The 26332-nt window shown below is 48.0% G+C and carries 24 protein-coding genes; 20 read left to right on the top strand and 4 right to left on the bottom strand.

Annotated features, from left to right (window positions below):
- The 20 genes from B5P39_RS12935 to B5P39_RS12840 all read left to right on the top strand — a co-directional run bounded on the left by B5P39_RS12935 (position 1) and on the right by B5P39_RS12840 (position 22895).
- The gene (locus tag B5P39_RS12935) at positions 1-1392 is read left to right on the top strand and encodes an N-acetylmuramoyl-L-alanine amidase (protein ID WP_088211787.1); all 1392 of its coding nucleotides are present in this window, start codon (positions 1-3) and stop codon (positions 1390-1392) included.
- Positions 1393-1405: 13 nt separating this feature from the next.
- A complete protein-coding gene (gene mutL, locus B5P39_RS12930; RefSeq protein ID WP_088211786.1) occupies positions 1406-3352 on the top strand; it encodes a DNA mismatch repair endonuclease MutL in 1947 nt (648 codons plus the stop codon).
- Entirely contained in the window at positions 3345-4271 is a 927-nt protein-coding gene (gene miaA, locus B5P39_RS12925) for a tRNA (adenosine(37)-N6)-dimethylallyltransferase MiaA (RefSeq protein ID WP_041412536.1), read from the top strand. Before mutL ends, miaA begins: the two co-directional genes overlap by 8 nt.
- A gap of 92 nt (positions 4272-4363) precedes the next feature.
- Positions 4364-4636 carry an RNA chaperone Hfq gene (hfq, locus tag B5P39_RS12920; protein WP_011070934.1) on the top strand — a complete coding sequence of 91 codons (273 nt, stop codon included), beginning with the start codon at positions 4364-4366 and terminating at the stop codon, positions 4634-4636.
- Between the two features lie 23 nt (positions 4637-4659).
- Positions 4660-5967, top strand: a complete 1308-nt coding sequence (gene hflX / locus B5P39_RS12915; RefSeq protein WP_011715789.1) for a ribosome rescue GTPase HflX — start codon at positions 4660-4662, stop codon at positions 5965-5967.
- 36 nt (positions 5968-6003) lie between these two features.
- A complete protein-coding gene (gene hflK / locus B5P39_RS12910) occupies positions 6004-7149 on the top strand; it encodes an FtsH protease activity modulator HflK (protein ID WP_011715790.1) in 1146 nt (381 codons plus the stop codon).
- 3 nt (positions 7150-7152) lie between these two features.
- Positions 7153-8046 (top strand): protease modulator HflC, encoded by an 894-nt coding sequence (gene hflC / locus B5P39_RS12905; RefSeq protein ID WP_023268786.1) that lies wholly within the window; start codon positions 7153-7155, stop codon positions 8044-8046.
- 369 nt (positions 8047-8415) lie between these two features.
- Positions 8416-9006, top strand: coding sequence for a ubiquinol-cytochrome c reductase iron-sulfur subunit (gene petA, locus B5P39_RS12900; protein ID WP_011715792.1), 591 nt, complete (start codon positions 8416-8418; stop codon positions 9004-9006).
- Complete coding sequence (locus B5P39_RS12895; protein WP_011715793.1) at positions 9006-10220, top strand: cytochrome b; 1215 nt, start codon at positions 9006-9008, stop codon at positions 10218-10220. The genes petA and B5P39_RS12895 overlap by 1 nt, the downstream gene beginning before the upstream one ends.
- On the top strand, positions 10220-10918 hold the full coding sequence (locus tag B5P39_RS12890; RefSeq protein WP_011715794.1) for a cytochrome c1: 699 nt from the start codon (positions 10220-10222) through the stop codon (positions 10916-10918). The genes B5P39_RS12895 and B5P39_RS12890 overlap by 1 nt, the downstream gene beginning before the upstream one ends.
- Positions 10919-11014: 96 nt before the next feature.
- On the top strand, positions 11015-11644 hold the full coding sequence (gene sspA / locus B5P39_RS12885; protein ID WP_011715795.1) for a stringent starvation protein SspA: 630 nt from the start codon (positions 11015-11017) through the stop codon (positions 11642-11644).
- Positions 11644-12081, top strand: coding sequence for a ClpXP protease specificity-enhancing factor (locus B5P39_RS12880; RefSeq protein ID WP_011715796.1), 438 nt, complete (start codon positions 11644-11646; stop codon positions 12079-12081). Before sspA ends, B5P39_RS12880 begins: the two co-directional genes overlap by 1 nt.
- Before the next feature lie 156 nt (positions 12082-12237).
- A complete protein-coding gene (locus tag B5P39_RS12875; protein WP_088211785.1) occupies positions 12238-12813 on the top strand; it encodes an anthranilate synthase component II in 576 nt (191 codons plus the stop codon).
- A gap of 174 nt (positions 12814-12987) precedes the next feature.
- Positions 12988-15468, top strand: coding sequence for a S9 family peptidase (locus B5P39_RS12870; protein ID WP_088211784.1), 2481 nt, complete (start codon positions 12988-12990; stop codon positions 15466-15468).
- Between the two features lie 199 nt (positions 15469-15667).
- A complete protein-coding gene (locus B5P39_RS12865) occupies positions 15668-16813 on the top strand; it encodes an HDOD domain-containing protein (protein ID WP_088211783.1) in 1146 nt (381 codons plus the stop codon).
- Between the two features lie 55 nt (positions 16814-16868).
- Complete coding sequence (locus B5P39_RS12860) at positions 16869-17780, top strand: alpha/beta hydrolase (protein WP_088211782.1); 912 nt, start codon at positions 16869-16871, stop codon at positions 17778-17780.
- Positions 17781-18088: 308 nt separating this feature from the next.
- Positions 18089-19306 (top strand): aspartate aminotransferase family protein, encoded by a 1218-nt coding sequence (locus tag B5P39_RS12855; protein ID WP_088211781.1) that lies wholly within the window; start codon positions 18089-18091, stop codon positions 19304-19306.
- A 127-nt stretch (positions 19307-19433) separates the two neighbouring features.
- Positions 19434-20453, top strand: coding sequence for an arginine N-succinyltransferase (gene astA, locus B5P39_RS12850; RefSeq protein WP_088211780.1), 1020 nt, complete (start codon positions 19434-19436; stop codon positions 20451-20453).
- Between the two features lie 9 nt (positions 20454-20462).
- A complete protein-coding gene (gene astD, locus B5P39_RS12845; protein ID WP_088211779.1) occupies positions 20463-21926 on the top strand; it encodes a succinylglutamate-semialdehyde dehydrogenase in 1464 nt (487 codons plus the stop codon).
- Between the two features lie 165 nt (positions 21927-22091).
- A complete protein-coding gene (locus B5P39_RS12840) occupies positions 22092-22895 on the top strand; it encodes a DUF1338 domain-containing protein (RefSeq protein ID WP_011715801.1) in 804 nt (267 codons plus the stop codon).
- 110 nt (positions 22896-23005) lie between these two features.
- On the opposite strand, the gene B5P39_RS12835 is transcribed toward B5P39_RS12840, so the two are convergent.
- The 4 genes from B5P39_RS12835 to crp form a co-directional block, all read right to left on the bottom strand.
- Positions 23006-24334 carry an ATP-binding protein gene (locus B5P39_RS12835; RefSeq protein ID WP_088211778.1) on the bottom strand — a complete coding sequence of 443 codons (1329 nt, stop codon included), beginning with the start codon at positions 24332-24334 and terminating at the stop codon, positions 23006-23008.
- Positions 24331-25005, bottom strand: coding sequence for a response regulator transcription factor (locus B5P39_RS12830; protein ID WP_011715803.1), 675 nt, complete (start codon positions 25003-25005; stop codon positions 24331-24333). Before B5P39_RS12830 ends, B5P39_RS12835 begins: the two co-directional genes overlap by 4 nt.
- Entirely contained in the window at positions 24986-25333 is a 348-nt protein-coding gene (locus tag B5P39_RS12825) for a PepSY domain-containing protein (protein WP_011621417.1), read from the bottom strand. Before B5P39_RS12825 ends, B5P39_RS12830 begins: the two co-directional genes overlap by 20 nt.
- Positions 25334-25415: 82 nt before the next feature.
- Positions 25416-26051 carry a cAMP-activated global transcriptional regulator CRP gene (gene crp / locus B5P39_RS12820; protein WP_011070954.1) on the bottom strand — a complete coding sequence of 212 codons (636 nt, stop codon included), beginning with the start codon at positions 26049-26051 and terminating at the stop codon, positions 25416-25418.
- Positions 26052-26332: the final 281 nt, after the last annotated feature.

The following is a 26332-nucleotide window of genomic DNA, read 5'->3' as shown; positions in this document are numbered from 1 at the left end:
ATGACTAAAAATAAGCATTACTTTCAAACTATTACTTTTTTTCTGTGCGCTTTTTTTGCTGTAGCAGCCCACGCGGCTAACCAGCTTGAGGGCGTGCGTATTTGGGCTGCCCCCGAGTCGACCCGGGTGGTGTTCGATTTGAGCGAAGCGCCTAATTACACTTATTTTTCCCTCGATGGGCCTAATCGTTTGGTGGTCGATCTTAAAAAGGCTTCGACAAAACTGAGCCTGAAAAATATCGATAACAACAGTAAATTGGTTAAAGGGGTTCGCGTCAGCAAATCACCCACTAAAGGTGATTTACGTTTGGTGATCGATCTGGTTAAGCCATTAAATGCTAACCTGTTTTCCCTACCGGTGACGGCGCCCTATGGTAATCGTCTGGTGGTCGATCTTGAGGATAAAACCTTAACCACGGCGACTGCTGTGGTGAGTTCAACCCCAGTGAAAACGGTTACTCAATCGGCGCAATCGTCCCGTGATATTGTGGTGGCTATTGATGCGGGCCATGGTGGTGACGATCCTGGTTCTATTGGCCCTTCAGGTGTTTACGAGAAAAAAGTCGCACTGGAAATAGCAAAAAGAGTGGCCAGCAAGATCAACGATACGCCGGGTATGCGCGCCGTGATGATCCGTACCGGCGATTACTTTGTGAATTTGAACAAGCGCTCCGAGCTAGCCCGTAACAGTAAGGCCGATTTACTGATTTCTATCCACGCCGATGCCTTTACCTCGCCTCAGCCAAAGGGGGCGTCTGTGTGGGTTCTGTCGATGCGCCGCGCGAATAGTGAAATTGGTCGTTGGTTGGAGCAAAAAGAGAAACACTCAGAACTCTTGGGTGGTGCTGGGGAAATTATCCAAAATACCGATAATGAACAGTACCTTGCAATGACTCTGCTCGACATGTCCATGAACAGTTCGATGGCAATAGGTCACTCTGTTGCTGGGGATATTCTCAAGGATCTCGGTTCAGTGACTGAGCTGCATAAGAGTCGCCCCGAGTCTGCGAGCCTTGCGGTATTAAAATCCCCCGATATTCCCTCCATTCTGGTGGAGACAGGATTTATCTCGAATCCGAAGGAAGAAAGATTACTTAATAGCAGTCGCCATCAGGAAAGTATCGCAACCGCTATCTATAAAGGCGTTAGCCGTTATTTTCACAATAACCCGCCGGCAGATACCTTGCTCGCGAAGCGTAATAGCGGTGGCACAACGGCTAGCTCGAGCGCGAAATCCTCCTCGGGAAATATTAAGCACAAGGTGAGCCGCGGCGAGTCACTTTCGGCGATTGCTCAGCGTTATCAAGTGCCTATGGCTAGCATTAAGCGCGCCAATGGTATGAAGACGGATGTGGTACAACTCGGGCAAACACTCGTTATTCCTGAGAGTTAATAGGATGAAGTCTATGGGGATCCAGATCCTTCCGCCGCAATTAGCCAACCAAATCGCCGCCGGAGAGGTGGTTGAACGGCCTGCTTCTGTGGTGAAGGAGCTTGTCGAGAACAGCCTAGATGCTGGGGCGACGCGTATCGATATCGAAATCGATAAGGGCGGCAGCAAGCTGATTAAGATCCGCGACAATGGTTCGGGGATCCCAAAGGATGAGCTGGCCTTGGCCTTGTCGCGTCATGCTACCTCGAAATTACATTCCCTTGACGACCTTGAAGCGATTCTTAGTTTTGGTTTTCGTGGTGAGGCATTGGCGAGTATCAGTTCAGTATCCCGCTTAACCTTGACCTCGCGCACGGCCGAGCAAACGGAAGCTTGGCAGGCTTATGCTGAAGGCGTCGATATGGCAGTTAAGGTCATGCCGGCCGCGCATCCTGTTGGTTCAACTATTGAAGTTGTCGATCTGTTTTTTAATACGCCTGCTCGCAGACGTTTTCTAAAAAGCGATAAAACCGAATTTACCCATATCGATGAATGGTTAAAACGCATTGCATTAGTGCGCGGGGATATCTACTTTACCTTGACTCACAATGGTAAAACCGTACGCAACTATCGTCCGGCGATGAATGAGCCGCAGTATTTGCAGCGATTGACTCAGGTTGCTGGGCGCCAATTTGCCGATGAGGCGTTGCGGGTTGAATGCCAGCACGATGACCTGCGTTTAAGTGGTTATTTACAGTCGCCTTGGTCAACGGTGTTAACCGACACCCATTACTTTTATGTGAATGGCCGCTTAGTACGCGACCGTTTAGTCAACCATGCGGTGCGCCAAGCATTTGCCCAAAAAGCCGAGGTCGAACAGCCGGGTTATGTGTTGATGCTGGATATCGATCCCCATCAGGTGGATGTGAACGTGCATCCAGCGAAACATGAAGTGCGCTTTCATCAGAGCCGTTATGTGCATGATTATATTCTGCAAGCGCTGCAATCGGCGCTCGAAGAAGCGGGGGAACTGGGTTTTGAGCGTCCTTTTGAGTCGAGCTCGCCACAGGTTAAGGATGAGATTTCTCTCTCTGAATCTGGGGCGCAGACACAAACTGCACATCTTGCCTTCGAGCTGCAATCGCCTGAATCTAAAACTCATTCAACTTGGGATGAAGCTTCACGTGCAGATACTTCTCGTGCCGAGATGTCACGGGAAAACCGAATCGATTCGCCGCTAGGTGAGCGTGCTCGGGATATTGCTAGCGCGCGTCCGTATTCTGGCGTGCAGAGCAATGCCTACGGCAGTATGGCCGTTCCGCGGGAGTCACGCAGTGGTTCGGCAGGGGAAAGTCGTGCCCGAGCCGAGCTTCCTTCTAAAGCGGCTATCGCCAGTTACGGTGAATTATTGCAGACGCCATCCTACAGCGTGCAGGACAAGCCGTATCAACCCGTGCTTGCAATGCCCGCCATACTCAATGGTCAATATTGGATGTTGGTGCAAGGGCAAAACTTGAGTCTGTTGTCGATTCAATCTGTGGCATTAGCGACCCGTAGCCATGAGATTGAAACAAAGCTGGCAACCGGCTTGATAGGTCAGCCCTTATTGATGCCAGTATCGATTGCCGCTGATACGGATTGGCCTGCATTACTTGAAGAACATGAGACACTTATCCGGCAATTAGGATTAGAACTAACAATTCGCTATCAGCAGTTGATAATTAAAAAAGTGCCCCCATATCTCAGGGATAGCCAGTTAGCGAAGGTGATCCCCGAGTGGTTGCAGTCGCTACGTTTTGAAGCGCCAGCACCGAATGCATTGGCTGTGTGGCTGGCAGAGCAGAGTTTAACTGGATTTACCTCGGCACCGGATATTTGGGCGGCCTATTGCCAGTTAACTGAAGAGAAAAGACAGCAAATTGCCGATAAAGCAGTATCCTTACCTTGGCAATCGTGGCTAGAAGAGCAAGCAAGTGAATAAAGAATTACAGCCAAAAGTGGTATTTTTGATGGGACCAACGGCGTCCGGAAAAACCGCTTTAGCACTCGAATTAGCCGAAAAGCATAATTGCGAGATTATTTCGGTTGATTCAGCATTGATCTATCGTGGCATGGACATTGGCAGTGCTAAGCCCTCTGCCGAGGAATTAGCGCGAGGTCCGCATCGACTGATCGACATCCGCGATCCGGCAGAGAGCTACTCCGCCGCCGATTTTAGGGCCGATGCGCTGCGCGAGATTGAACAGATTATTAGCATGGGCAAGACCCCGGTATTAGTGGGTGGGACCATGATGTACTTTAAGGCGCTTTTAGAAGGATTATCGCCGTTACCGAGTGCCGATGAGGCGATTCGGGCCGAGATCCAAGCCGAAGCGGACGCAAACGGATGGGAAGCACTGCACGAGCAATTAAGGGAGATAGATCCCGTATCGGCAGAAAGAATTCATCCTAATGATCCACAAAGGCTTTCAAGAGCGATAGAAGTATATAGAATAAGCGGTAAGAGTCTGACCGAGTTAACTCAAACCAAGTCGGCTCCTTTACCCTACGATGTGGTGCAATTTGCCATTGCGCCCCGTGAGCGCAAAGTGCTGCATGAGTTAATTGGGCAGCGTTTTCGGATAATGTTAGAGCAAGGTTTTATTGATGAAGTCGCCCAGCTGAAAGCGAGAGGTGACCTACATTTAGATTTGCCCTCAATGCGTTGCGTGGGATATCGACAATGTTGGCAGTATCTCGATGGTGAATTTGACTATGATACTATGGTCGAAAAAGCCGTTGCCGCTACTAGGCAATTAGCTAAGCGTCAATTAACATGGTTGCGTAGTTGGCCAGAGTTGAATTGGCTTGAAAGTGGTGCTGAGGGGAATTTAGTTACACTTATGCGTCAATGCCGCTAGCTTATTAGCCCTTGCTGTATAATACTAAAACTAAACAAAAAACTTCACTGATAACGATTTATTTTTATATAAATTAAAAAGGAAATAATAAAATGGCTAAGGGGCAATCTTTACAAGACCCATTTTTGAACGCACTACGCCGCGAGCGCGTTCCTGTATCAATTTACTTGGTAAACGGCATTAAACTCCAAGGACAGGTAGAGTCGTTTGATCAGTTTGTCATTCTGTTGAAAAACACAGTGAGCCAAATGGTTTACAAACACGCTATTTCTACCGTAGTACCTGCTCGTCCATTTAACGTTGCTGGCCATCAAAATGCCCAGGGCGGTTATGGCGCGCAAGACGATATGCCAAGTGGCGAATAAGTTTTAATTGAGGAGTTTGCTTCTTGTTTGATCGTTATGAGGCGGGAGAAACAGCGGTTCTTGTCCATATCGACTTTTCTGATGAGGAACGCCGGGAAGACTTAGTCGAGTTACAGCTATTAGTCGAGTCAGCTGGAGCACGCTCAGTCGGGGTCATTACTGGAAGTCGACGCTCACCAGACCGTAAGTTTTTTATTGGTTCTGGTAAAGCCGAGGAGTTAGCTGCATTAGTGGCTGCGACCGAGGCGAATGTGGTTATTTTCAATCACGCCTTGAGTCCTGCTCAAGAGCGAAACCTTGAACAGGTGTGCCAGTGCCGAGTATTGGACCGAACCACGCTGATCTTGGATATTTTCGCTCAACGTGCTCGGACCCATGAAGGTAAGTTACAGGTGGAGCTAGCGCAATTGCGCCACATGTCGACGCGTCTTGTGCGTGGTTGGACTCACCTTGAGCGCCAAAAAGGCGGTATCGGTTTACGTGGCCCGGGTGAAACCCAGCTCGAAACCGATAGACGTTTGCTCAGGGGCCGTATTAAAAATATCAATAAACGCTTAGAGCGTGTTGATAAACAACGTGAGCAGAGTCGCCGCGCCCGTAAGCGTAGTGACATGCCAACAGTCTCATTAGTGGGTTATACCAACGCGGGCAAGTCAACGCTGTTTAATGCCTTAACCTCATCTGATGTTTATGCAGCCGACCAGCTATTTGCCACACTCGATCCCACATTGAGAAAGTTAGATCTGCCCGACGGTGCCGTGATTTTAGCGGACACTGTAGGTTTTATTCGCCATTTACCACACGATCTGGTTGCCGCGTTCAAGGCAACATTGCAGGAAACGCGTCAAGCGGATTTATTGCTGCATATTGTTGATTGTGCTGATGAAAATATGGCGGATAACTTCGAGCAGGTGCAAAACGTGCTCGAAGATATCGATGCTGCCGAAGTGATGCAGTTGGTCGTTTGTAATAAAATCGACCTGCTTGAGGATGTCACGCCGCGCATCGAATACGATGAACATGGTAAGCCCGTGCGCGTCTGGCTTTCGGCACAAAAACGTTTGGGATTTGATCTGCTCCTGAAGGCAATCACCGAGTTGATTGGTGAAGTTATTCATGAGTTTACACTTAAGATTCCGGCAACTGCTGGACATTATCTTGGCCAGTTTTATCGACTGGATGCGATACAGCAGAAAGAGTACGACGATCTGGGGAACTGTATTTTGTCTGTTCGTTTATCGGATGCCGATTGGCGCCGATTAGCTAAACAGAGTCAGGGTGAGTTAGAAACCTTTATCTTCGATCCGTCGACAGAAAAGGCTGTTTGTTAATAATCTAATTTATTTCATCCACTTATGGAGTGCTAAATGGCTTGGAACGAGCCCGGTAACAAGGGTAATGATCCTTGGGGAAATAAAGGTGGTAACGACAAAGGACCACCAGACCTTGATGAGGTTTTTCGTAATCTTTCAAAACGCTTTGGCGGCAAAGGCAATGGCTCATCAGGCCAGAGCTTTAGTTCGTTCAGCTTAATCATCATTCTTGCCATCGCTTTTGTTGTTTGGGGACTCTCGGGTTTTTACACCATTAAAGAAGCTGAGCGTGGTGTTGCGCTGCGTTTTGGTCAGCACATTGGTGAGGTGGGACCAGGTCTGCATTGGAAGGCTACATTTATCGACCAGATTTATCCCGTTGATGTGCAGTCTGTTCGCTCCATTCCTGCTTCTGGCAGCATGTTGACCTCAGATGAAAACGTCGTGAAGGTCGAGTTGGATGTACAGTACCGCATTTTAGACGCGTACTCTTATCTGTTCAGTGCCGTTGATGCGAATGCCAGCTTACGTGAAGCCACAGACAGTGCGCTGCGTTATGTTATCGGCCACAACAAGATGGACGATATTCTGACCACGGGTCGTGATGCGATTCGTCGCGACACTTGGAAAGAACTCGAGCGCATCATTGAGCCGTACAAATTAGGCTTAGCCATTGTTGACGTTAACTTTTTGCCAGCGCGTCCACCTGAAGAAGTGAAAGATGCTTTCGACGATGCGATTGCGGCGCAAGAAGACGAACAACGCTTTATCCGTGAAGCCGAAGCTTATGCCCGTGAAGTAGAGCCTAAAGCGCGCGGTGAAGTTGAGCGTATGGCGCAACAAGCGAATGCCTATAAAGAGCGTGAAATTCTTGAGGCTCGCGGTAAAGTGGCTCGTTTCGAGTTACTGTTACCTGAGTACCAAGCGGCACCTGAAGTCACCCGTAAGCGTTTGTATCTCGATGCAATGCAGCAGGTGATGACAGATACCAACAAGGTACTGATCGACGCCAAGAACAATGGCAATTTAATGTATTTGCCTTTAGACAAGTTAATGAAAGAGAAGCCTGTGACTACGCCAGAGGTTGAGCATAAGGCTCAGCAGAACGTCAATTCTTCATCTATGTCAACGACTCGCATTGGTGAGCCTTTGAGTGGACGCCCTTCTCGCGAGGACCGTGCTCGCCAAGGGAGGGAGTAATACATGGGTAGATTAAGTATTGTTCTGATTGCCATCGTATTAGGCATAGGTCTGTCATCTGTGATGGTCGTTAACGAAGGCGAACGTGCGATTGTGGCGCGTTTCGGTGAAATCGTTAAAGACAAAGTTGACGGCAAACCAGTGACCCGCGTTTTCGGCCCAGGCATACACTTTAAAGTGCCAGTGATCGATAAAGTGAAGTTACTCGATGCGCGTATCCAAACCTTAGATGGTGCGGCCGATCGTTTCGTCACCTCTGAGAAAAAAGATTTGATGGTCGACTCCTATGTGAAGTGGCGTATTTTCGACTTCGAAAAATACTACCTCTCCACTAACGGTGGTATTAAGTCGAATGCTGAGACCTTACTACAACGTAAGATCAACAACGATTTACGTACCGAGTTTGGTCGCCGCACTATCAAGGAAATCGTTTCTGGTAAACGCGATGAGCTGCAAAATGATGCGTTAGAAAACGCCTCTGAAAGCGCTAAAGACTTAGGTATTGAAGTGGTTGACGTGCGTGTGAAGCAAATCAACCTACCTGCAAACGTGAGTAACAGTATTTACCAACGTATGCGTGCCGAGCGTCAAGCGGTTGCTAAAGAGCATAGAGCACAGGGTAAAGAGCAGTCTGAAATTATCCGTGCGACCATTGATGCCAACGTGACCGTGAAGATTGCCGAAGCCGAGCGTAAAGCCTTAACCATCCGCGGTGAAGGTGATGCGCAAGCCGCGAAAATTTATTCTGATGCTTACAGTAAAGATCCTGAGTTTTTCAGCTTCTTACGTAGCTTAGATGCTTACCGTGCGAGTTTCTCCGGTAACTCTGACGTCATGGTATTAGAACCTGATAGCGAGTTCTTCAAATATATGAAGAGCACTTCACCTAAGAAGTAAGCAATCAATAGTGTATTGAAATGGGTCCTGAAAACAGGGCCCATTTTTTTATCTGCAAGGAAAATGTAAAGTGACAAAATGGGAGTTGGAGTTATATTAGCAATGCATGGATTATGCCGACCTCACAGTCCATTTGCTCAAAAAGTATATCAAAACGATTAAAATCGCTTAATAGTTGTGCTTTTTTTGTCCATTTTTTAAAAAACACGCAATCTCCCTAACTTAGTTGAGTGTTTTCACTATGATCTGCTTCTAATTTTTAGCTATAATGAGCCCCGCTTCAAACTTCGATTTTTGCCCATGGTGATAACTAGGTGGCAGAAAGTCTTTGAAAAACAAAAATTCCAACACCCTCTGGGAGATAAGTGGATGAGCAATGCGCCAGTCGATACCGGACGTCGCAGATTCCTGACAGCCGCAACCGCCGTAGTAGGTGGTGCTGGTGCCGTCGCTGTAGCGGTTCCTTTCATCAAGTCATGGAATCCGAGTGCCAAGGCGAAAGCTGCAGGTGCGCCGGTAGAAGTAAATATCAGTAAAATTGAGCCAGGTCAGCTGATCCGTGTTGAATGGCGTGGTAAACCTGTATGGGTTGTCCGTCGCACAGAAGCAGTGATTAATGAACTGCCAACACACGACGATAAGCTAAGAGATCCAGCGTCTGCAGAAATGCAACAACCTGAATATGCAACAAATCCTCTGCGTTCTATTAAGCCAGAGTATTTTATTGCCGTCGGTATTTGTACCCACCTAGGATGTTCACCAACTTATTTACCAGATTCATTTGGTGAGCAAGTTCAAGGCGTGACTTCTGGTTTCTTCTGTCCATGTCATGGTTCTAAGTTCGATATGGCGGGCCGCGTATTCCAAGGCGTTCCAGCTCCATTGAACCTAGTTATCCCTCCACATCAATACGTTGATGATGGCACCGTTATCATCGGTGTAGATAAAGGAGTGGCGTAATGGTTAAGAATTTAATTAATTGGATCGATGCGCGTATCCCAATGACGGCGACTTATAACCGTCACGTGGGTCAGTATGCGACGCCAACTAACTTTAACTTCTGGTACTTCTTCGGTTCATTAGCCATGTTGGTATTGGTTAACCAATTACTGACGGGTATCTGGTTGACCATGAACTATGTACCAACAGCAGAAGGTGCGTTCGCCTCTGTTGAATACATCATGCGTGACGTAGAGTACGGCTGGTTATTGCGTTATATGCACTCAACTGGTGCGTCTGCATTCTTCGTGGTGATCTACTTACATATGTTCCGTGGTCTGATTTACGGTTCATATCAAAAGCCTAGAGAACTGCTGTGGCTCTTCGGTATGTTGATTTTCCTCGTGCTGATGGCTGAAGCCTTTATGGGTTACTTGCTGCCATGGGGACAAATGTCTTACTGGGGCGCGCAGGTAATTATTTCTCTGTTCGGTGCTATCCCTGTTATCGGTGATGACTTAACCCTGTGGATCCGTGGTGACTACGTGATCTCTGGCGCGACACTGAACCGTTTCTTCGCTCTGCACGTTATCGCACTGCCATTAGTGTTAGTGGTTTTAGTGTTCTTACACTTAATCGCTCTGCACGAAGTGGGTTCAAACAACCCAGACGGTATCGAAATCAAGAAGAACAAAGACGAGAATGGCTGGCCAGTCGATGGTATTCCATTCCACCCATACTACACAGTTAAAGACATTATGGGTGTTGCGGGCTTCCTGATCGTGTTCTGTTACGTACTGTTCTTCATCCCTGAAGGCGGCGGTTACTTCCTTGAGAAGCCAAACTTTGAAGCGGCTAACCCAATGAAGACACCAGAGCACATTGCACCTGTATGGTACTTCACTCCATTCTACGCCATCTTACGTGCTGTTCCCGATAAATTGGGCGGTGTGGTAATGATGGGGCTGTCGATTGCAGTACTGTTCGTATTGCCTTGGTTAGACCGTTGTAAAGTGAAGTCAATTCGCTACCGCAGCACGCTGCACAAGTTGAACATCGCTCAGTTCGCTGTATCGTTCATCGTCTTAGGTTACTTAGGCGCTGTACCTGCAACACCAGAGCTGACTATTGTTGCACGTATCTTCACTGTGACGTATTTCGGCTACTTCTTATTACTGTGGTTATACAGCAAGAATGAGAAAACTAAGCCTGTTCCAGCGAGGTTGACACACTAATGAAAAAATTACTGATTGCATTAGTTACATTGATCCCGACGCTGGCGATGGCCGCGAGTGGACACAATGTACATTTAGAAAAAGCCAATGTTGATCTGCATGATAAGGCTTCTTTAGAGCGTGGTCTGGACATGTTCCAACACTATTGCTCTGGTTGTCACAGCACTCAGTATCAACGCTATGAGCGTGTGGCGAACGATATCGGTATTTCTGCCGATGATATGCGTAGCAAGTACATGTTTACCGATGCCAAAATCGGTGAGCTGATGCAAAACGCGATTCCACACAAAGATGCAGCTAAGTGGTTCGGTGCAACACCACCAGACTTAACCTTAGTCGCACGTGTTCGTGGCGAAGACTGGGTGTATTCATACCTCAAAGGCTTCTACAAAGACCCAAGCCGTCCATTCGGCGTAAACAACACTGTCTTCCCATCAGTGGGTATGCCACACGTTCTTGAAGAACTGCAAGGCACACCTGTTAAGCAAGAAGATGGCACTATTGTGGTCTCTGGTGGTAAGTTAAATGCAGAAGAGTACGATCAAGCAGTACGTGATATCACTGGCTTCTTAGTCTATTCGGCTGAACCTGTTAAGTTAGAGCGTCAAGCTTTAGGTTGGTGGGTACTTGGATTCCTATTTATCTTCTTTATTGTGGCCTACCTCTTGAAGAAAGAGTACTGGAAAGATGTACACTAGGCACCAATAACGGGTAAAATATAGTATCCGCATAGTGTAAACGGGGGGCTTTGCCCCTCGTTTACTTTTGTTTTATTTCGACTCTGGAGGGTATCAATGGCTGTTGCTGCCAACAAACGCTCTGTCATGACACTGTTTTCAGGTGCTGATGATCTGTATAGCCATCAAGTGCGTATCGTGTTAGCTGAGAAAGGGGTTACTGTTGATGTTTTACAGGTCGACCCAAACGAAATGCCTGAAGATTTACTTGAAGTAAATCCTTATAACTCAGTGCCAACCTTGTTAGATCGTGAACTCGTTCTGTATGAATCACGTATCATCATGGAATACTTGGATGAGCGTTTCCCTCATCCGCCGTTGATGCCTGTTTACCCTGTATCTCGCGGCCAAAGCCGTTTGATGATGCACCGCATCGATACTGACTGGTACTCACTCGTTGACCGTATTCGCAAAGGCGACCGTGCTGAAGCGGCCCGTAAAGAACTGACTGAAAGTTTACTTTCAATCGCGCCAGTATTTGGTGAAATGCCTTACTTTATGAGCGAAGAATTCGGTTTAGCGGATTGCTACCTCGGCCCATTATTATGGCGTTTACCTGTATTAGGTATCGAGTTAGACAGCCGCGTAGCGAAAGACATCAAAGCTTACATGACACGTATTTTCGAGCGTGAATCATTTAAAGCTTCGTTGACTGAAGCTGAACGCGAAATGCGCATGGGAATGTAATGAAAGCGTTGACTCCAAATCGTCCTTATTTACTCAGGGCTTACTACGATTGGTTGATGGACAACCAATTAACGCCTCACGTTGTCGTGGATGCCTTTGTGAAAGGCACCCAAGTACCACAGCAGTACGTGAAGGATGGCCAGATCGTATTAAATATCGCGGCCAGCGCGGTGGGCAATTTGCAAATTGGTAATGAATTTGTGGAGTTCAATGCGCGTTTCGGTGGTGTACCTCAACAGGTATTATTGCCAATGGCCTCGATTGTGGCCATTTACGCCCGTGAAAATGGCGCAGGGACTGTCTTCGATATTGAAGATGCGTACTTAGTGGAAGAGGAAGCCGAGTCGACCTTGTCTGTTATCGAGACAAACGAGAAGCCAACCGAACCAACGGATGAGCCGCCTAAGCGTCGCAGTCATTTAACCTTAGTTAAATAGGTTACTTGCACCCTGTTCTATACTCTTGAAAGCCAGTCTATCGACTGGCTTTTTTATTGGATAAAGGTTTAATCCGCGCAAAGGCCTGTGGTAGCATTTGCGCCGCATTTCAACCGTGGAGTGCATCGACTTACCATTTGAGCCAATGGATTTTGTATGTTGCTTATGATCGACAATTACGACTCTTTCACCTTTAACTTAGTGCAGTATTTTCAGCAGTTAGGGCAAGAGATCGTGGTTAAACGCAATGATGAAATCAGCTTAGCGGAAATCGAGGCACTGGCACCGAGCCATTTAGTCATATCTCCTGGCCCCTGTTCGCCCAATGAGGCGGGGATTTCCCTCGCGGCGATTGAGCATTTTGCCGATCGTTTACCTATCCTCGGTGTGTGTTTAGGGCATCAAGCCATGGCGCAGGTGTTTGGTGCTAGGGTTGTGCGAGCGCAGCGAGTCATGCATGGTAAAGTCAGTGCGATTACTCATACTGGCGAGCGCCTGTTTAAAGGGTTAAATCAGCCATTAACTGTAACCCGATACCATTCACTGTTGGTCGATGCTGTACCAGAGGGATTTGTGCTGGACGCTTGGTTTGACGACCCAACCCATGGGCGCGAAATCATGGCCATGAGCCATAAGCAGCTGCCACTCTTTGGAGTGCAATTTCACCCCGAATCAATTTTGACCGAGCAAGGCCATGAATTGTTGGCAAATTTCTTGTCGCAATCGGCTTAGATTAAATCCAAAAGATCTATTCAGCTCTAATCTTTGTTACAAGATTTCTCCTCCTTTTAAGCAAATATGTCGCCCAAGTGTGATATAACTGCCGCAAAACGACGCTTGCCCACTCGCGTTGGAGTCTACTCTATAGTGTTCCTGGGGCTGCGATAACAATAAAAGGAAGGACGAATGAACAGCGTAATGCGAAATTTGGGTTTAAGTGCGTTAGCCGTTGCGGTATTGACGAGTTGCGCCGCCACCTCAACTGAAACGGCGACTCCCGCGACCACACCACAGGCATATCAAGTCCCTTTAGCTCAGCCTCCCCAAGTTTCACAATCCCTTACGCTGAACCAAATTATGGCGAACCCCGATTGGATGGGGATTTTCGCCAAGGAAGCCTACTGGAGCGATGACAGCCAGAGCGTTTTCTTTGCCCGCCAACCTAGCGCATCGCCGCTACGGAATTACTATCAGCAGGGCATTAATGACAGCCGCGCCGTTGAACTGGCCATCGATAAACTACACGCGGCGGACCAACAGTTTGGCGTGTTAGACAGTGCTAAGGCCAACAAGGCCTATCTCTATCAAGGCAATATTTTTGTTAAGCATTTAAGCTCAGGCAAAATCACCCAGCTTACCCGCCAGCGCACGGCGATCAGTGGCCTGCGTTACCTCAACAATGGCGATATCGCCTATTGGCAAGGGGATAATGTTTTCCAAATCCATCAGGACAGTGGATTAGTGGAGCAGTTGGCTGAAATCAAAATGGCGAAAGCGCCCGAGGGCGTAAAAGAACCGAGCAGCTACTTAGCCAAACAGCAGCACAGACTCATCCAATATGTGGCGTTGCAGCAAGAAAATGCCAAAGCCAAAGAACAGTTTAAGAACGAGCTGCAAAAGAGCGATCCGACCCTCGCCGCCAACACTTGGTATCTCGGTGATGCCGAGGTGGTGTCTGAGCTGAGTCTGTCGCCAGACGGTCGCTATCTGTTTGTGGCCTTAACCGATAAAAACTACACCGGCAGCAGTGAACACGACATCATGCCAAACTACCTCGGTAGCGAAGGCTATATCGACCCTGTACCAGTCCGCGCCCGTGTTGCAGAAGATACGCCTCCGGGACAACGCTTTGTGGTGCTCGATCTCAATGAGCATAAACAGATCGATGTGACTATCGAAGGCTTAACAGGCTTCGATGAGGACGTTTTAGCTAAGGTGAAGACTGAAAACGCCAAGGCAAAAGGTGAGTCGTATCAAAGCACTAAAGCTCCCCGTAAAATCCAGCTGATGCAGGATTGGGGCTGGACTCAAAGTGCGATTCAATGGCATGAGTCTGAGGACAAGCTGGCGGTGATGGTCGAAGCGACCGATAACAAAGATCGCTGGATTGCCAGTGTCGATCTGGCAAAGGGCAAGTTTATCACTGAGCACCGCCTCCATGATGATGCTTGGGTGAACTACGACTATAACCAATTTGGTTGGTTACCTGGAACAGACACCCTGTATTATCTCTCTGAAGAAACAGGCTATTCCCAGCTTTATATCAAGGCCCGTGGCGAAAAGCCCCGCGCCTTGACTCAAGGTAAGTTTGTGGTGAGCGATATTACTCTATCGCCCGATGCAAACTACATCTACTACAAGGCTAACCAAAGCCACCCCGGTATTTACAATGTTCATCGTGTGAATATCGCTTCGGGCAAAAATGAGCAATTAACCCAGTGGGACGGTAACTTAGATTACAGCTTAAGCCCCGATGGCACTAAGTTGCTGCTGAATGCGTCTCGCCGTACAGAGCCGAATGAGCTGTATGTTCAGCCGATTGGCGGTGAGTTAAAACAGCTCACGTCATACACCAGCGATGCCTTTAAGCAATATCCATGGCAAGCGCCTGAAGTGGTTGCAGTTCCTTCAAACCATGGCGCTGGCCAAGTATATGCGCGGGTTTATTTGCCGCAGGGTTATGACAAATCACGCGCTGAGAAATACCCCGCCGTTATCTTTAACCATGGTGCGGGCTACTTACAGAATGCCGATTATGGTTTCAGTGGTTACTTCCGTGAGTTTATGTTCCACAACCTACTGACCCAGCAGGGTTATGTGGTGATGGACATGGATTACCGTGGTTCTAAAGGCTATGGTCGCGACTGGCGTACGGCGATTTATCGCAACATGGGTCACCCTGAGGTCGAAGACTTAAAAGACGGCGTGACTTGGATGGGCCAAAACGCCAACGTGGATATTAAGCGTGTCGGTACCTATGGTGGTTCTTACGGCGGCTTCTTAACCTTTATGTCCTTGTTTACTGAGCCTGAGTTATTCCAAGCAGGCGCTGCATTGCGCCCTGTGGCGGATTGGGCGCATTACAACGCGCCATACACCTCCAACATCTTAAACACACCGGATGTTGACCCTATCGCCTACGAGCGTAGCTCGCCCATCGAGCACGCCCAAGGTCTGACTAAGCCATTACTGATCATGAGTGGCGTGATGGATGACAACGTGTTCTTCCAAGATAGCGTGCGTATGGTGCAGCACCTTATCGAGCTGGAAAAACCTATGTTCGAAACCGCGATTTATCCGGTTGAGCCCCACGGCTTCCGTCAGCCATCGAGCTGGTTAGACGAATATCGCCGTATTTATAAGTTGTTTGAACAAGAGCTTAAGTAAATCGCGCGATAATATGAAGGCCTCTATATGAGGCCTTTTTGTTGCGCGGATTTCGGCGGCTGTGAATCTAATCAGGGCTGTAAAATAGTCACCTGTTTGCTTATTGCCAAGATGTAACCTATATGCTGAAATTGTCATGTTTTTAACGATTTTAGCGTATGCGCGCCACTTAGCACGGGCGAGATAGGAAAGATAAACTGTGGCGATATCGGTAGCGGGCGGCGTTAGACCCGGCAAAATTATAGAGATAGAACATAGGCTCTATCAGCAACTGATCCTCGGTAAGCAAAAGGCCGGTCCTACCTTATTGGATGATTTAGACCGAGAGCTTGAGGCCGATGCCAATAAACTCGATGTCGAGCGAGAGGCGATTCTGTCGCGGCTACTCAAACAAATTCAGGCCCGTGAAGTCTTTGAGGCCATTTCCAAGCAACTCATCGAAACGGTCAATAATGCCATTGAGCATCAACTGGCATCCCCAGAGTTAGTGCTGGCAAAGTCGGATATTAACGAGTCACAGATCCTGTTACTCGAGCTGTTGCTGGCAAAAAACCTCGATGCGACCCGGTTAAGACCTTTAATCAGTAATTTAAGCTGGTTATGCCGCGATTTAACCAATATGGTCAATAGTCCTGCATTTCGGGCGCGCCGCCCGCAGAGCTCTGATGTGCGCGTCACTGATATCAAATTAGTGATGAATTACATTGGCATCGAAAACCTGCGCACTATTATTCCTTACTTTTGCCTGCGTAATTGGCTGCCCAGTGGCAACGCTAAGTTACTCTGGACCACCCGTAAGTTGTGGCGCTATAGCATTGTGAGCGGAATAGCAGCGAATGCATTAGCGCAGCTTCATAATACTGACTCAGCCTTAGTTTATAGTGGCGCATTATTGAATCAGTTAGGCACCTCGGTTGTGCTGAGTCTCAGTGCTCGCTTATTCGATAAAACTTGGGGCAATTGGATCCGCGAGGCTAGCTCGAGTCGCGATAAAGAAGTGTATGATGCGGTCATTGCCACTGAGTTTCCGGCCAAGGCGGTATTTGAGCAAGTGCTGAGCCATGGGCATAAGCTTAATTGGCAACTATTAGAGTTACTTAAGTTTGAACAGAGTCCGTTAACTCAATTGCTTAAAGAGTTGGACCAAACCTTAACTTACCGCGAACTCTCTATGCCAGCCGCATTAGTGGCACGGGCGAATTGTTATGCTAAGGTGCTGTTGCTCGAAGAGATGCGCCAAATCGAACCTCAGGAGAGACGTCTGATGTTCGATTATTACGAGTTGAGCGAACAGGAAGTACTGCGCCTAAAAGCACAGAATTATCGGAAGTTGGATCTGCTGTAATCTGCACGCCGTTCCCATCGGTGTCCAATTGCGGCACTGATGTGGAGGACGGGAAATGCCAAGCTGGCAAGCTTCTGTATTAAATACTATTTTATCCTATGTGGCGCGGCCCTCTATCAGCCGAGGTAAGGCCAAACTCCCTCTAAATCAAGTGCGGCAACGCTTATTAGAGCTGGATAAGCGCTGGCTGCCGTGGCCCGAAAAACTCGTTACCGCCTCGATTCCCTTACAACATTCCACCCTGTTGCATTATGTGCTGCTCAATGACACGCCGCGTTTGGGCAATCTATTTTACATTCGTGGCGGCGGTTTCTGTTTTAAAACTCCCCATGCCCACGCAAGACTGGTGGCCGATATCAGTGAGCGTTGTCGCCTCGATACGTTTATCCCGGATTATCGTTTAGCGCCGGAGCATCCGTATCCCGCGCCCTGTGACGATGTGCTCGAGGCTTATCTGCACTTAATTGAGTTGAAAGGCAGCGATAATCTGGTGTTGATGGGCGATTCTGCCGGCGGCAATTTAGCCTTAAGTTTGTTGCTCGAACTTAAAAAGCGCCATCTGCCCATGCCTAAAGCCTGTGTGTTGTTGTCACCCGCGCTCGATTTAGCGATAACTGGCGATACCGAGCTGATTTTGGGGGCGGATGATCCGTTCTTTACCATTGAGTCGCTTTTGCGGCTGCGCGGAGCGTATCTTGCCGGGGCGAATCCTATGTCTGAACGGGTTTCACCTTTACAAGGGAACTTGGCTGACTTGCCGCCACTCTTAGTGATTGCCGGTACGCGCGAGTTGCTTTTACAGGACTCAGAACGACTGGTTATGCAAATTAAGGCCTGTGGTGGTGCGGTCGAATCGCGTTTTTATCATAACATGCCCCATGTTTTTCCCCTGTTCCATCTGTTGCCAGAAGCGCTTGAGGCGAGGGAGCAAATTGCAGATTTTGTGCTTTCACAGCTGATTCGTTAAAATTGTGTAGTTATTCATATTCAGTGAATAGCTAGCAAAAATAGGGGTAAATAACTTTTTTTCTGACTAAATATGCTAAAGGCCTCTAGCGTAAACGCTTGTATAGTTCTTAAACTACAATCTTTATGCACTTTGACCCAAAGCATGGCGAATGTTGTTTGTGAAAAACTGGTATTTTGATCACAATTTCGCTAATAATGGCTATTAATAGACACAAGCATACCCTGTATCACTAACTCAAGATAAAGATACGTTGGGGACTCAGACGGCTCCCGAGGCCGTTACATTTAAACAAAGGATGAAGAAGAATGAGCGTTGATATGAAGTTGAATCGTGCCCAGTTTGATGCGGTTATGGTGCCTAACTATGCGCCTGCTGCCGTGATCCCTGTACGTGGCGAAGGAAGCCGAGTATGGGATCAAGAGGGTAACGAGTTTATCGATTTTGCCGGCGGTATCGCGGTAAATTGCTTAGGTCACTGTCATCCCGCCTTAGTAAATGCCTTAAAAACGCAAGGCGAAAAATTATGGCACCTGTCTAACGTGATGACCAACGAGCCAGCGCTTGAGCTTGCGACTAAGTTGGTTAACAGCACTTTTGCTGAGCGTGTGTATTTTGCCAACTCTGGTGCCGAAGCCAACGAAGCGGCACTGAAATTGGCCCGTCGTTACGCCTTAGAAAAATTTGGCGTAGAGAAAGATGAAATCATCGCCTTCGATAAAGCCTTCCACGGTCGTACTTTCTTCACCGTGAGCGTTGGCGGTCAAGCGGCCTATTCAGATGGTTTTGGTCCAAAACCGCAAAGTATCACCCACTTACCCTATAACGATGTTGCGGCATTAGAAGCGGCCGTATCGGATAAAACCTGCGCCATTATGCTTGAGCCACTGCAAGGTGAGGGCGGTATTATCGATGCCGATCCTGCATTCTTAAAAGCGGTTCGCGAACTGGCCGACAAGCACAACGCACTGGTGATTTTCGACGAAGTACAAACCGGTGTCGGCCGTACTGGTGAACTCTACGCTTACATGGGCACCGACATAGTGCCGGATATCCTGACCACGGCTAAAGCGTTGGGTGGCGGTTTCCCTATCGCCGCTATGTTGACTACCGCTGAAATTGCTGAGCACCTGAAAGTGGGTACTCACGGTTCTACTTATGGTGGTAACCCATTAGCTTGCGCTATCGGTAACGCAGTATTAGACGTGGTTAACACACCAGAAGTCTTGAACGGTGTGAAACATCGCGAGCAGTTATTGCGCGATGGTCTGAACAAAATTAATGAAAAATATCATGTTTTCTCTGAAATTCGCGGTAAAGGCTTGCTGTTAGGGGCGGTTCTAAACGAACAGTACCAAGGTCGTTCACGTGACTTTTTAGTAGCGTCTGTTGCGGAAGGCTTAATGAGCCTGATGGCGGGTGCTAACGTGGTACGTTTTGCTCCTTCACTGGTGATCCCTGAGGCAGATATTGCAGAAGGCCTAGCACGTTTTGAGCGTGCTGTGGCGAGCATCGCTGCTGCCTAAGCGACCAAAGGAGTGCTGAATCTTATTCGCACTCCTTTTTTGTCAGGGAATACTTGCGTGCATCCATCCTGTCTTTTTCAAGATAGGCGCTTTGTTGCACAGCAAGCTTAAGTGAGGAGACACTAAGATGTTAATCATACGTCCTATTCAGGCAGGCGATTTTGAATCTCTATATCAAATCGCCGAAGAATCTGGCCATGGCTTTACCTCATTGCCAGTCAATGCCGATTTGCTGAGGCATAAAATTGCCCGCGCAGAAGCCTCATTCGTTAAGGTGATTGATAAGCCCTTCGATGAAGGCTATTTGATGGTGCTTGAGGATACCGCGACCCGCGAAGTGGTCGGTACCTGTGCCATTGAAGCCGCCGTAGGTATGGAAGATGCCTTCTACCACTATCGCCTCGGGACCGAGGTTTATCATTCTGAGCAAATCGAAGTTCGCAACGAGGTGGAAACCTTAACCCTGTGCCACGATTACACTGGCGCCGCCGAGCTTTGTACCCTGTTTTTGCGTGAAGGTTATCGCAAAGGGAATAATGGTCGGATGTTGTCCCGCAGCCGTTTTCTGTTTTTGGCACAACACGCTAAACGCTTTGGTGAGACAGTGATTGCCGAAATGCGTGGCGTGAGCGACACCGCTGGCAATTCTCCCTTCTACTGCTGGTTACAGAAAAACTTCTTAGGCATTGATTTTATTCAGGCGGATTACCTGTCTGGTCTAGGCAAAAAAGCCTTTATGGCGGAGATGATGCCCCGTAACCCTGTGTATGTTTGCCTGCTGCCCGAAGAAGCGCAAAAAGTGATTGGCGAAGTACACACCAATACGCGTCCCGCCTTGAGTTTGCTGCAGGCCGAAGGTTTTAGATGCCGTGGTTATGTGGATATTTTCGATGGCGGTCCAACGGTGGAATGCCGTCTCACAGATATTCGCGCCGTGCGTGAAAGCCGTCTGCTGACCGTGGATATTGGTGAAATGCTTGAATCCGATAAGCAATTTATTGTCTCTAACACTCAATTAGCCAATTACCGTGCGACCTCCGCTTGTCTTGCTGTCGATGACAACACCGAGCAGGTGGTAATTAGTCCAGAACTCGCCGAGGGTTTGTTACTCGCAAAAGGCGATCAAATCCGTATTTTGGCAATGTAGGAATAGCAAATGACACATTTTATTAAAGGCCAGTGGCAAGCTGGCAAGGGTCATGATGTGGCCTCTAGCAACCCAGCAAATGGCGAAATCATTTGGCGTGGTCAAACGGCAACGGCCGATCAAGTCAACGCCGCCGTTGATGCCGCCCGTGAAGCTCAGTTCGATTGGTTTATGTTAGGTTTTGATGCGCGTTTAAAGATAGTTGAAGCTTATCGCAGCCAACTCGAAGCGAACAAAGCCGAATTAGCCGAAACGATTGCCCAAGAAACCGGTAAACCTCAATGGGAAACGGCGACAGAAGCTGCGGCCATGATTGGTAAGATTGGCCTGTCGGCAACGGCTTATAACAAGCGTACCGGCACTGAGGCCAATGACACGCCAGCAGGGCGCGCGGTACTGCGCCATAAGCCCCACGGTGTGGTTGCTGTGTTTGGGCCTTATAACTTCCCTGGGCATTTACCCAATGGTCATATAGTGCCAGCGCTGCTCGCGGGCAATACCGTGGTGTTTAAACCCTCAGAGTTAACCCCAAAAGTGGCCGAGTTGATGGTTTCTCTGTGGGAAAAGGCGGGTCTGCCTGCGGGTGTTATCAACTTAGTGCAAGGTGAAGTCGATACGGGTAAAGCGCTGGCGTCGCACCCACAACTCGACGGCCTGTTCTTTACCGGCAGCTCTCGCACTGGTCACCTGTTGCATCAACAATATGCGGGTCATCCGGGTAAGATCCTCGCCTTAGAAATGGGCGGTAATAACCCACTGATTATTAAAGGCGTCGCCGATATTAAAGCGGCGGTGCACGATATTCTGCAATCGGCCTATATTTCATCTGGCCAGCGTTGTACCTGTGCACGTAGGCTCTATGTTGAGCAAGGTGAGCAGGGCGATGCCTTAGTCGCCAAGCTAGTTGAAGCGGTGAAGCAGATTAAAGTCGGTCCTTGGAACGCGCAGCCACAGCCATTTATGGGTTCAATGATTTCCGAAGGAGCTGCGAAAGGCATGGTTGCGGCGCAGGCTAACTTGCAGAACTTAGGCGGCGTTTCACTGGTTGAACTTACTCATTTGCAAGCGGGCACGGGCTTAGTCTCACCCGGGCTTATCGATGTGACTGCGGTGAGCGAGTTACCCGATGAGGAATACTTCGGACCACTGCTGCAATTAGTACGCTACAGCGATTTTGACCAAGCGATTAAGCTGGCTAACCAAACCCGTTATGGCTTATCCGCAGGTATCTTGGCCGATAGCCGTGATGATTATGACTACTTCCTCGCCCGCATTCGTGCCGGTATTGTGAATTGGAACAAGCAGATCACTGGTGCTTCTGGCGCAGCGCCCTTTGGCGGCGTAGGCGCTTCGGGTAACCACAGGGCGAGTGCATTTTATGCCGCCGACTACTGTGCTTATCCCGTTGCTTCCGTTGAGGCGGATGCGGTGAGCTTACCCGCAAGTTTAAGCCCAGGATTAAGTTTAGAGTGACATCATTGAGGAAGAACCTAGGTTCTTCCTTTTTCATCACAAGCAGTAACGTTACTTGGGCTGCTACTGAGCGCCGTTGTGCAGCAAGTGGCTAGGGTCGTTACATTGAGTGCGAGCGGCAAAACAATACGCACTATAGTCGCAGCACAATAAAAGGAGTTTTTTATGCACACAGATATCAATGCGTTATTTGCCGCTCTCTGGCAAGACTATATTCAAATGACCCCATCTGCGGCCAAGGTGCACGAGCTACTCGGACACGGTAAGCCGATTATCAACGACCATATCGCCCTGCGTACTTTTAACATCGCTAAGGTGAATTTAGCCGTATTGGCCGAGCACTTTACCTCTTTAGGTTATGTGGCTTGTGGTGATTATAAGTTTGAACAGAAAAAACTGGTGGCTAAGCATTTTGAGCACCCAGATGCGACTCAGCCAAAGGTGTTTATTTCTGAGTTATTGGTGGAAGAGTTTAGCCCATCATTGCAAAGCACTATCCAAGGTTTGATTGCTCAAGTGGATGAAGAGGCGACTAAAGCAGATAACTTTATCTATTCGGGTCGCCATTGGTCACTGGATGCTAAGACCTATGAGACGCTGCTCGAAGAGAGCGAATATGCGGCTTGGGTAGCGGCCTTTGGCTATCGTGCGAACCATTTCACTGTCTCTATCAATCACCTCGAGGGCTTCGAGACATTAGAGTCTGTGAATGATGCGCTTAAGCAAGCGGGCTTTGTGCTGAATAGTGCAGGTGGCGAGATCAAGGGTTCGCCAGAGGTGTTACTGGAACAATCATCGACCATGGCTGATAAAATCGCAGTGGCATTTAGCGATGCAACGGTTGAGATCCCAAGCTGCTTCTATGAATTTGCCCTGCGTTATCCCAAGGCGAATGGCGAGCTGTACACTGGGTTCGTGGCTGCATCAGCCGATAAGATTTTTGAGAGCACCAACGCGAAAAAGGGCTAATGAATTAAGGTAGTTGTTGAGTCATCTCAAACAAAAACGCCATCGATAGATGGCGTTTTTATTGGTAGCGCTTAGAGCAATTAGCTTAATACTTGTTCGCTAAGCACTCGTTAGTTAAAGACCAGTTCAATACTGAGGCCAGATAAATGGCTGCTGTGTTTAAACTTAAGCTCAATGCCATATTGCTCGGCAATTTCTTTTACTATCGATAACCCTAGGCCATGGCCCATAACAGATTCATCGAGTCGCGTACCCCTTTGGGTGAGTTTATCGAGTTCGTCATCGGCAACCCCTGGGCCATCATCATCTATGCTGAGGCAGAGTTTGTTTTGTTCCTTCCACAGTTTAACCGTGACTTGGCTACCTGCCCATTTAAAGGCGTTATCGAGCAGATTCCCTAAGAGCTCCATACCATCTTCCCTATGGATAGGCAGGCGCTGGATACTAGGGTCAAGCTCAAAGTCGCAGTTGATGCTTTTACTTCTATGCACTTTGTTGAGGGTATTGGCGAGGCTGTGAAGATCCCTCGGTACCACTAACTGGGCGGCAGGTAACATATCGCCGGTGATCCGCGCCGCTGCAAGTTTACGCTCGACCATTTTATGGATAGCATCGAGCTGCTGTTGCAGCGCAATGGCGGTGTCGGGATCTTTCAGCCCTAAGGCTTCAACCTGTTGTTGCATCACCGCCAGTGGGGTTTTTAACCCATGGCTTAAGTTACCTAAGTTATTGCGGCTACGCTCAATTTGCTTGGCGGTGTATTCCAATAACTCGTTGTAGGTCTTGGCCAGCGGTTGCACTTCGGGCGGAATGTTATTCAGCTCTAAGGCGTTAATCTCGCCCTCTTGCAGGCGGGAGAGCGCATGTTGGATCTGTTTTACCGGTTTAAATGATTGACTCAGGATCAAGAAGATCCCCGCGATCATGGCCACCAACATGGCGAGGTTAATCCCAAGCTTAGTGCCATAGACTTCACTAAATACGCGTCGACCGATACTCAAATCCTGCGCTACCGTTAGGGTTGCGGTGACATTGGCGCTGCTCGAGTTTAGCCCTAGGGATAATAGCTGCATATCATTGTTTTTCGGCCCTTTTGCCTGCCAGACGCGGGTCTGGTTTGGCGCTAAAGGTTCGATATCGAGCTGCATGTCCCACAGGGAGCGGGAGCGGATCACTTCATTGGGCAGGTTGAGCTGGAAATAACGCCCCGAATAGGCAGGGCGATAGAAGCTCGACAGTTGGCTCTGATCGATATGGATCTCCCCATTATTGATATGGGTTGCCAACATGATGTGCTCAAGATCTTCTTCTAAGCGGTTGATAATCGAGTCGTGAAACGCTTGGCGCAGCATGGACTCAAACAATATGAGTCCAATCACTGTGCCTAACACTAATAAGCCCGTTAACCATAAACTGAGCTTAGTGCGAATGGAGATCATGCAGTCAGGCCGTGGAAGATATAACCTTGGCCGCGGCGGGTTTCAATCGCGGTTTTGCCGAGTTTTTTACGCAGGTGAGTCACGTAAACTTCAACCACGTTACTCTCTTTCTCATCGTCAAACTGATAGAGCTTGTCCGTCAGTTGTGCCTTAGATAACAGCTTCTTAGGCGACATGAGGAAGATTTTTAACAGCCTGAACTCCATGGCTGTCAACTCGTACAAATGCTCGCCAACGCTAACGGTCTGCTCGGCCTCATCTAAGGTAACTCCACCATAACTCAATTGTTTGCTAGGGTTATTTAATCGGCCGTGCGCGCGGTGGATAAGCGCTTGGATACGCGCCAGTAATTCCTGTGCATGGAAGGGTTTGCCTAAATAATCATCGGCGCCGGCATTAAAGCCTTCGACCTTTTCATGCCATTGGCTGCGGGCCGTTAGCATGATAACCGGTGTGCTAATGCCTTGATTACGCCAACCTTCGAGTAATTCCAGTCCATTGCCGTCGGGGAGGCCAATATCTAAGATCACGCAGTCGTATTGGGTTTCTTTAACGAGGTAATCGGCTTCAAGTGCTTTGTCAGTAATATCGGTAACGTAGCCAGCCTGTTTGAGTTGTTTCTCCAGTTCGGAGACCAACATCGGATTATCTTCAACGAGTAGCAGTTTCATGTTTTCGACATTCGCTCGGTAGTGCGGTGGAGTGTTCGAGTTGACCATTGGTGGCATCAATACTCAGATTCACTATTTGGCCGCGTTGCACTTTGATTTGTAAATCATAGCGCCATTTATGATCTTCTTGATAGAGATGGGCGTCAATTAGTTCGCCTTGGCAAAATTGATTCACCACGGCAAGGGTGCCATTGAGGGATAAAATTTGCCCGGAATTGACTAAAGCCTTGGCTTGATAATGTTCTAATTCAATCGGTTCGGCGTGAATTATTGTTGGATGCACCAGCGTAAACAGACTGAAAAAACAGATAAAAAACAGCCGTTTCATTTATGCTCCCCAATAAAAAATGGCCTAGATTTTATGCTAGGCCACTTTAATGAAACAGGCTTAAATCAAGCTGAAGTCTATCTTAACGGGTACCATATACCACGATGGTTTTACCGTGTGCTTGGATCAAATTTTGCTCTTCAAGCATCTTTAAGATACGACCCACTGTTTCGCGGGAGCAACCGACGATCTGACCAATTTCTTGGCGAGTGATCTTAATTTGCATGCCGTCAGGGTGAGTCATGGCATCGGGTTGCTTAGCTAAGTGCAACAATGTCTGGGCAATACGGCCAGCGACATCGAGGAACGCTAAATTACCCACTTTTTGGCTAGTGCTTTGTAGGCGATACGCCATTTGAGCCGATAGCTTCATCAGAATTTCGGGGTTAACTTGGATTAATTGCTTGAACTTCTTATAAGAGATTTCAGCAATTTCACATGCTTGTTTTGCACGAACCCAAGCAGTACGTTCAGCTTGTTCTTCGAACAATCCTAACTCACCGATAAAGTCGCCTTGATTAAGATAAGAAAGGATCATCTCCTTACCTTCTTCATCTTTAATCAATACCGCTACAGAACCTTTTACGATGTAATAAAGGGTATCTGAGTCTTCACCAGCATGGATCAAGGTGCTTTTAGCGGGATACTTATGAATGTGACAGTGTGATAAAAACCATTCCAAAGTTGGGTCCGGTTTTGGCTTACCAATCAGAGCCATGTCGATGTTCCTCGATTGATTAAAACGAAAGTAAGAATATTCTAAATAAGCATTTTACGTCAATTACACTCATAAAAACTTGATACACCTCTTAGTTTAGAATGAGTGAATAAATGCAATTAACCACCTAAAATTAGAGCTTATTTTGCTACTTTAGTGATATTAGTCAACTAAATCGGTGCCAAACTCACTGGATTCACTTAACTCTGTAGAGTTAATCACATCTTATAAACGCATTTAAGGGTTTTTGTGAAGAAAATAACCTCAATATCGACGAATAA

The organism is Shewanella sp. Shew256, assembly GCF_002196695.1.
GTDB lineage: Bacteria > Pseudomonadota > Gammaproteobacteria > Enterobacterales > Shewanellaceae > Shewanella > Shewanella mangrovisoli.
The sequence above is the reverse complement of the archived record's forward strand: the minus strand, read 5'-3'. Positions and strand labels throughout refer to the sequence as shown.

Coding starts and splice junctions, on each gene's coding strand:
- B5P39_RS12855 (WP_088211781.1), top strand. CDS start 18,089: ATGAGCGTTGATATGAAGTTGAATCGTGCCCAGTTTGATGCGGTTATG.
- B5P39_RS12890 (WP_011715794.1), top strand. CDS start 10,220: ATGAAAAAATTACTGATTGCATTAGTTACATTGATCCCGACGCTGGCG.
- mutL (WP_088211786.1), top strand. CDS start 1,406: ATGGGGATCCAGATCCTTCCGCCGCAATTAGCCAACCAAATCGCCGCC.
- B5P39_RS12880 (WP_011715796.1), top strand. CDS start 11,644: ATGAAAGCGTTGACTCCAAATCGTCCTTATTTACTCAGGGCTTACTAC.
- hflC (WP_023268786.1), top strand. CDS start 7,153: ATGGGTAGATTAAGTATTGTTCTGATTGCCATCGTATTAGGCATAGGT.
- astA (WP_088211780.1), top strand. CDS start 19,434: ATGTTAATCATACGTCCTATTCAGGCAGGCGATTTTGAATCTCTATAT.
- hfq (WP_011070934.1), top strand. CDS start 4,364: ATGGCTAAGGGGCAATCTTTACAAGACCCATTTTTGAACGCACTACGC.
- B5P39_RS12870 (WP_088211784.1), top strand. CDS start 12,988: ATGAACAGCGTAATGCGAAATTTGGGTTTAAGTGCGTTAGCCGTTGCG.
- B5P39_RS12825 (WP_011621417.1), bottom strand. CDS start 25,333: ATGAAACGGCTGTTTTTTATCTGTTTTTTCAGTCTGTTTACGCTGGTG.
- sspA (WP_011715795.1), top strand. CDS start 11,015: ATGGCTGTTGCTGCCAACAAACGCTCTGTCATGACACTGTTTTCAGGT.
- B5P39_RS12895 (WP_011715793.1), top strand. CDS start 9,006: ATGGTTAAGAATTTAATTAATTGGATCGATGCGCGTATCCCAATGACG.
- crp (WP_011070954.1), bottom strand. CDS start 26,051: ATGGCTCTGATTGGTAAGCCAAAACCGGACCCAACTTTGGAATGGTTT.
- astD (WP_088211779.1), top strand. CDS start 20,463: ATGACACATTTTATTAAAGGCCAGTGGCAAGCTGGCAAGGGTCATGAT.
- B5P39_RS12835 (WP_088211778.1), bottom strand. CDS start 24,334: ATGATCTCCATTCGCACTAAGCTCAGTTTATGGTTAACGGGCTTATTA.
- B5P39_RS12935 (WP_088211787.1), top strand. CDS start 1: ATGACTAAAAATAAGCATTACTTTCAAACTATTACTTTTTTTCTGTGC.
- B5P39_RS12840 (WP_011715801.1), top strand. CDS start 22,092: ATGCACACAGATATCAATGCGTTATTTGCCGCTCTCTGGCAAGACTAT.
- B5P39_RS12875 (WP_088211785.1), top strand. CDS start 12,238: ATGTTGCTTATGATCGACAATTACGACTCTTTCACCTTTAACTTAGTG.
- B5P39_RS12830 (WP_011715803.1), bottom strand. CDS start 25,005: ATGAAACTGCTACTCGTTGAAGATAATCCGATGTTGGTCTCCGAACTG.
- B5P39_RS12860 (WP_088211782.1), top strand. CDS start 16,869: ATGCCAAGCTGGCAAGCTTCTGTATTAAATACTATTTTATCCTATGTG.
- hflK (WP_011715790.1), top strand. CDS start 6,004: ATGGCTTGGAACGAGCCCGGTAACAAGGGTAATGATCCTTGGGGAAAT.
- petA (WP_011715792.1), top strand. CDS start 8,416: ATGAGCAATGCGCCAGTCGATACCGGACGTCGCAGATTCCTGACAGCC.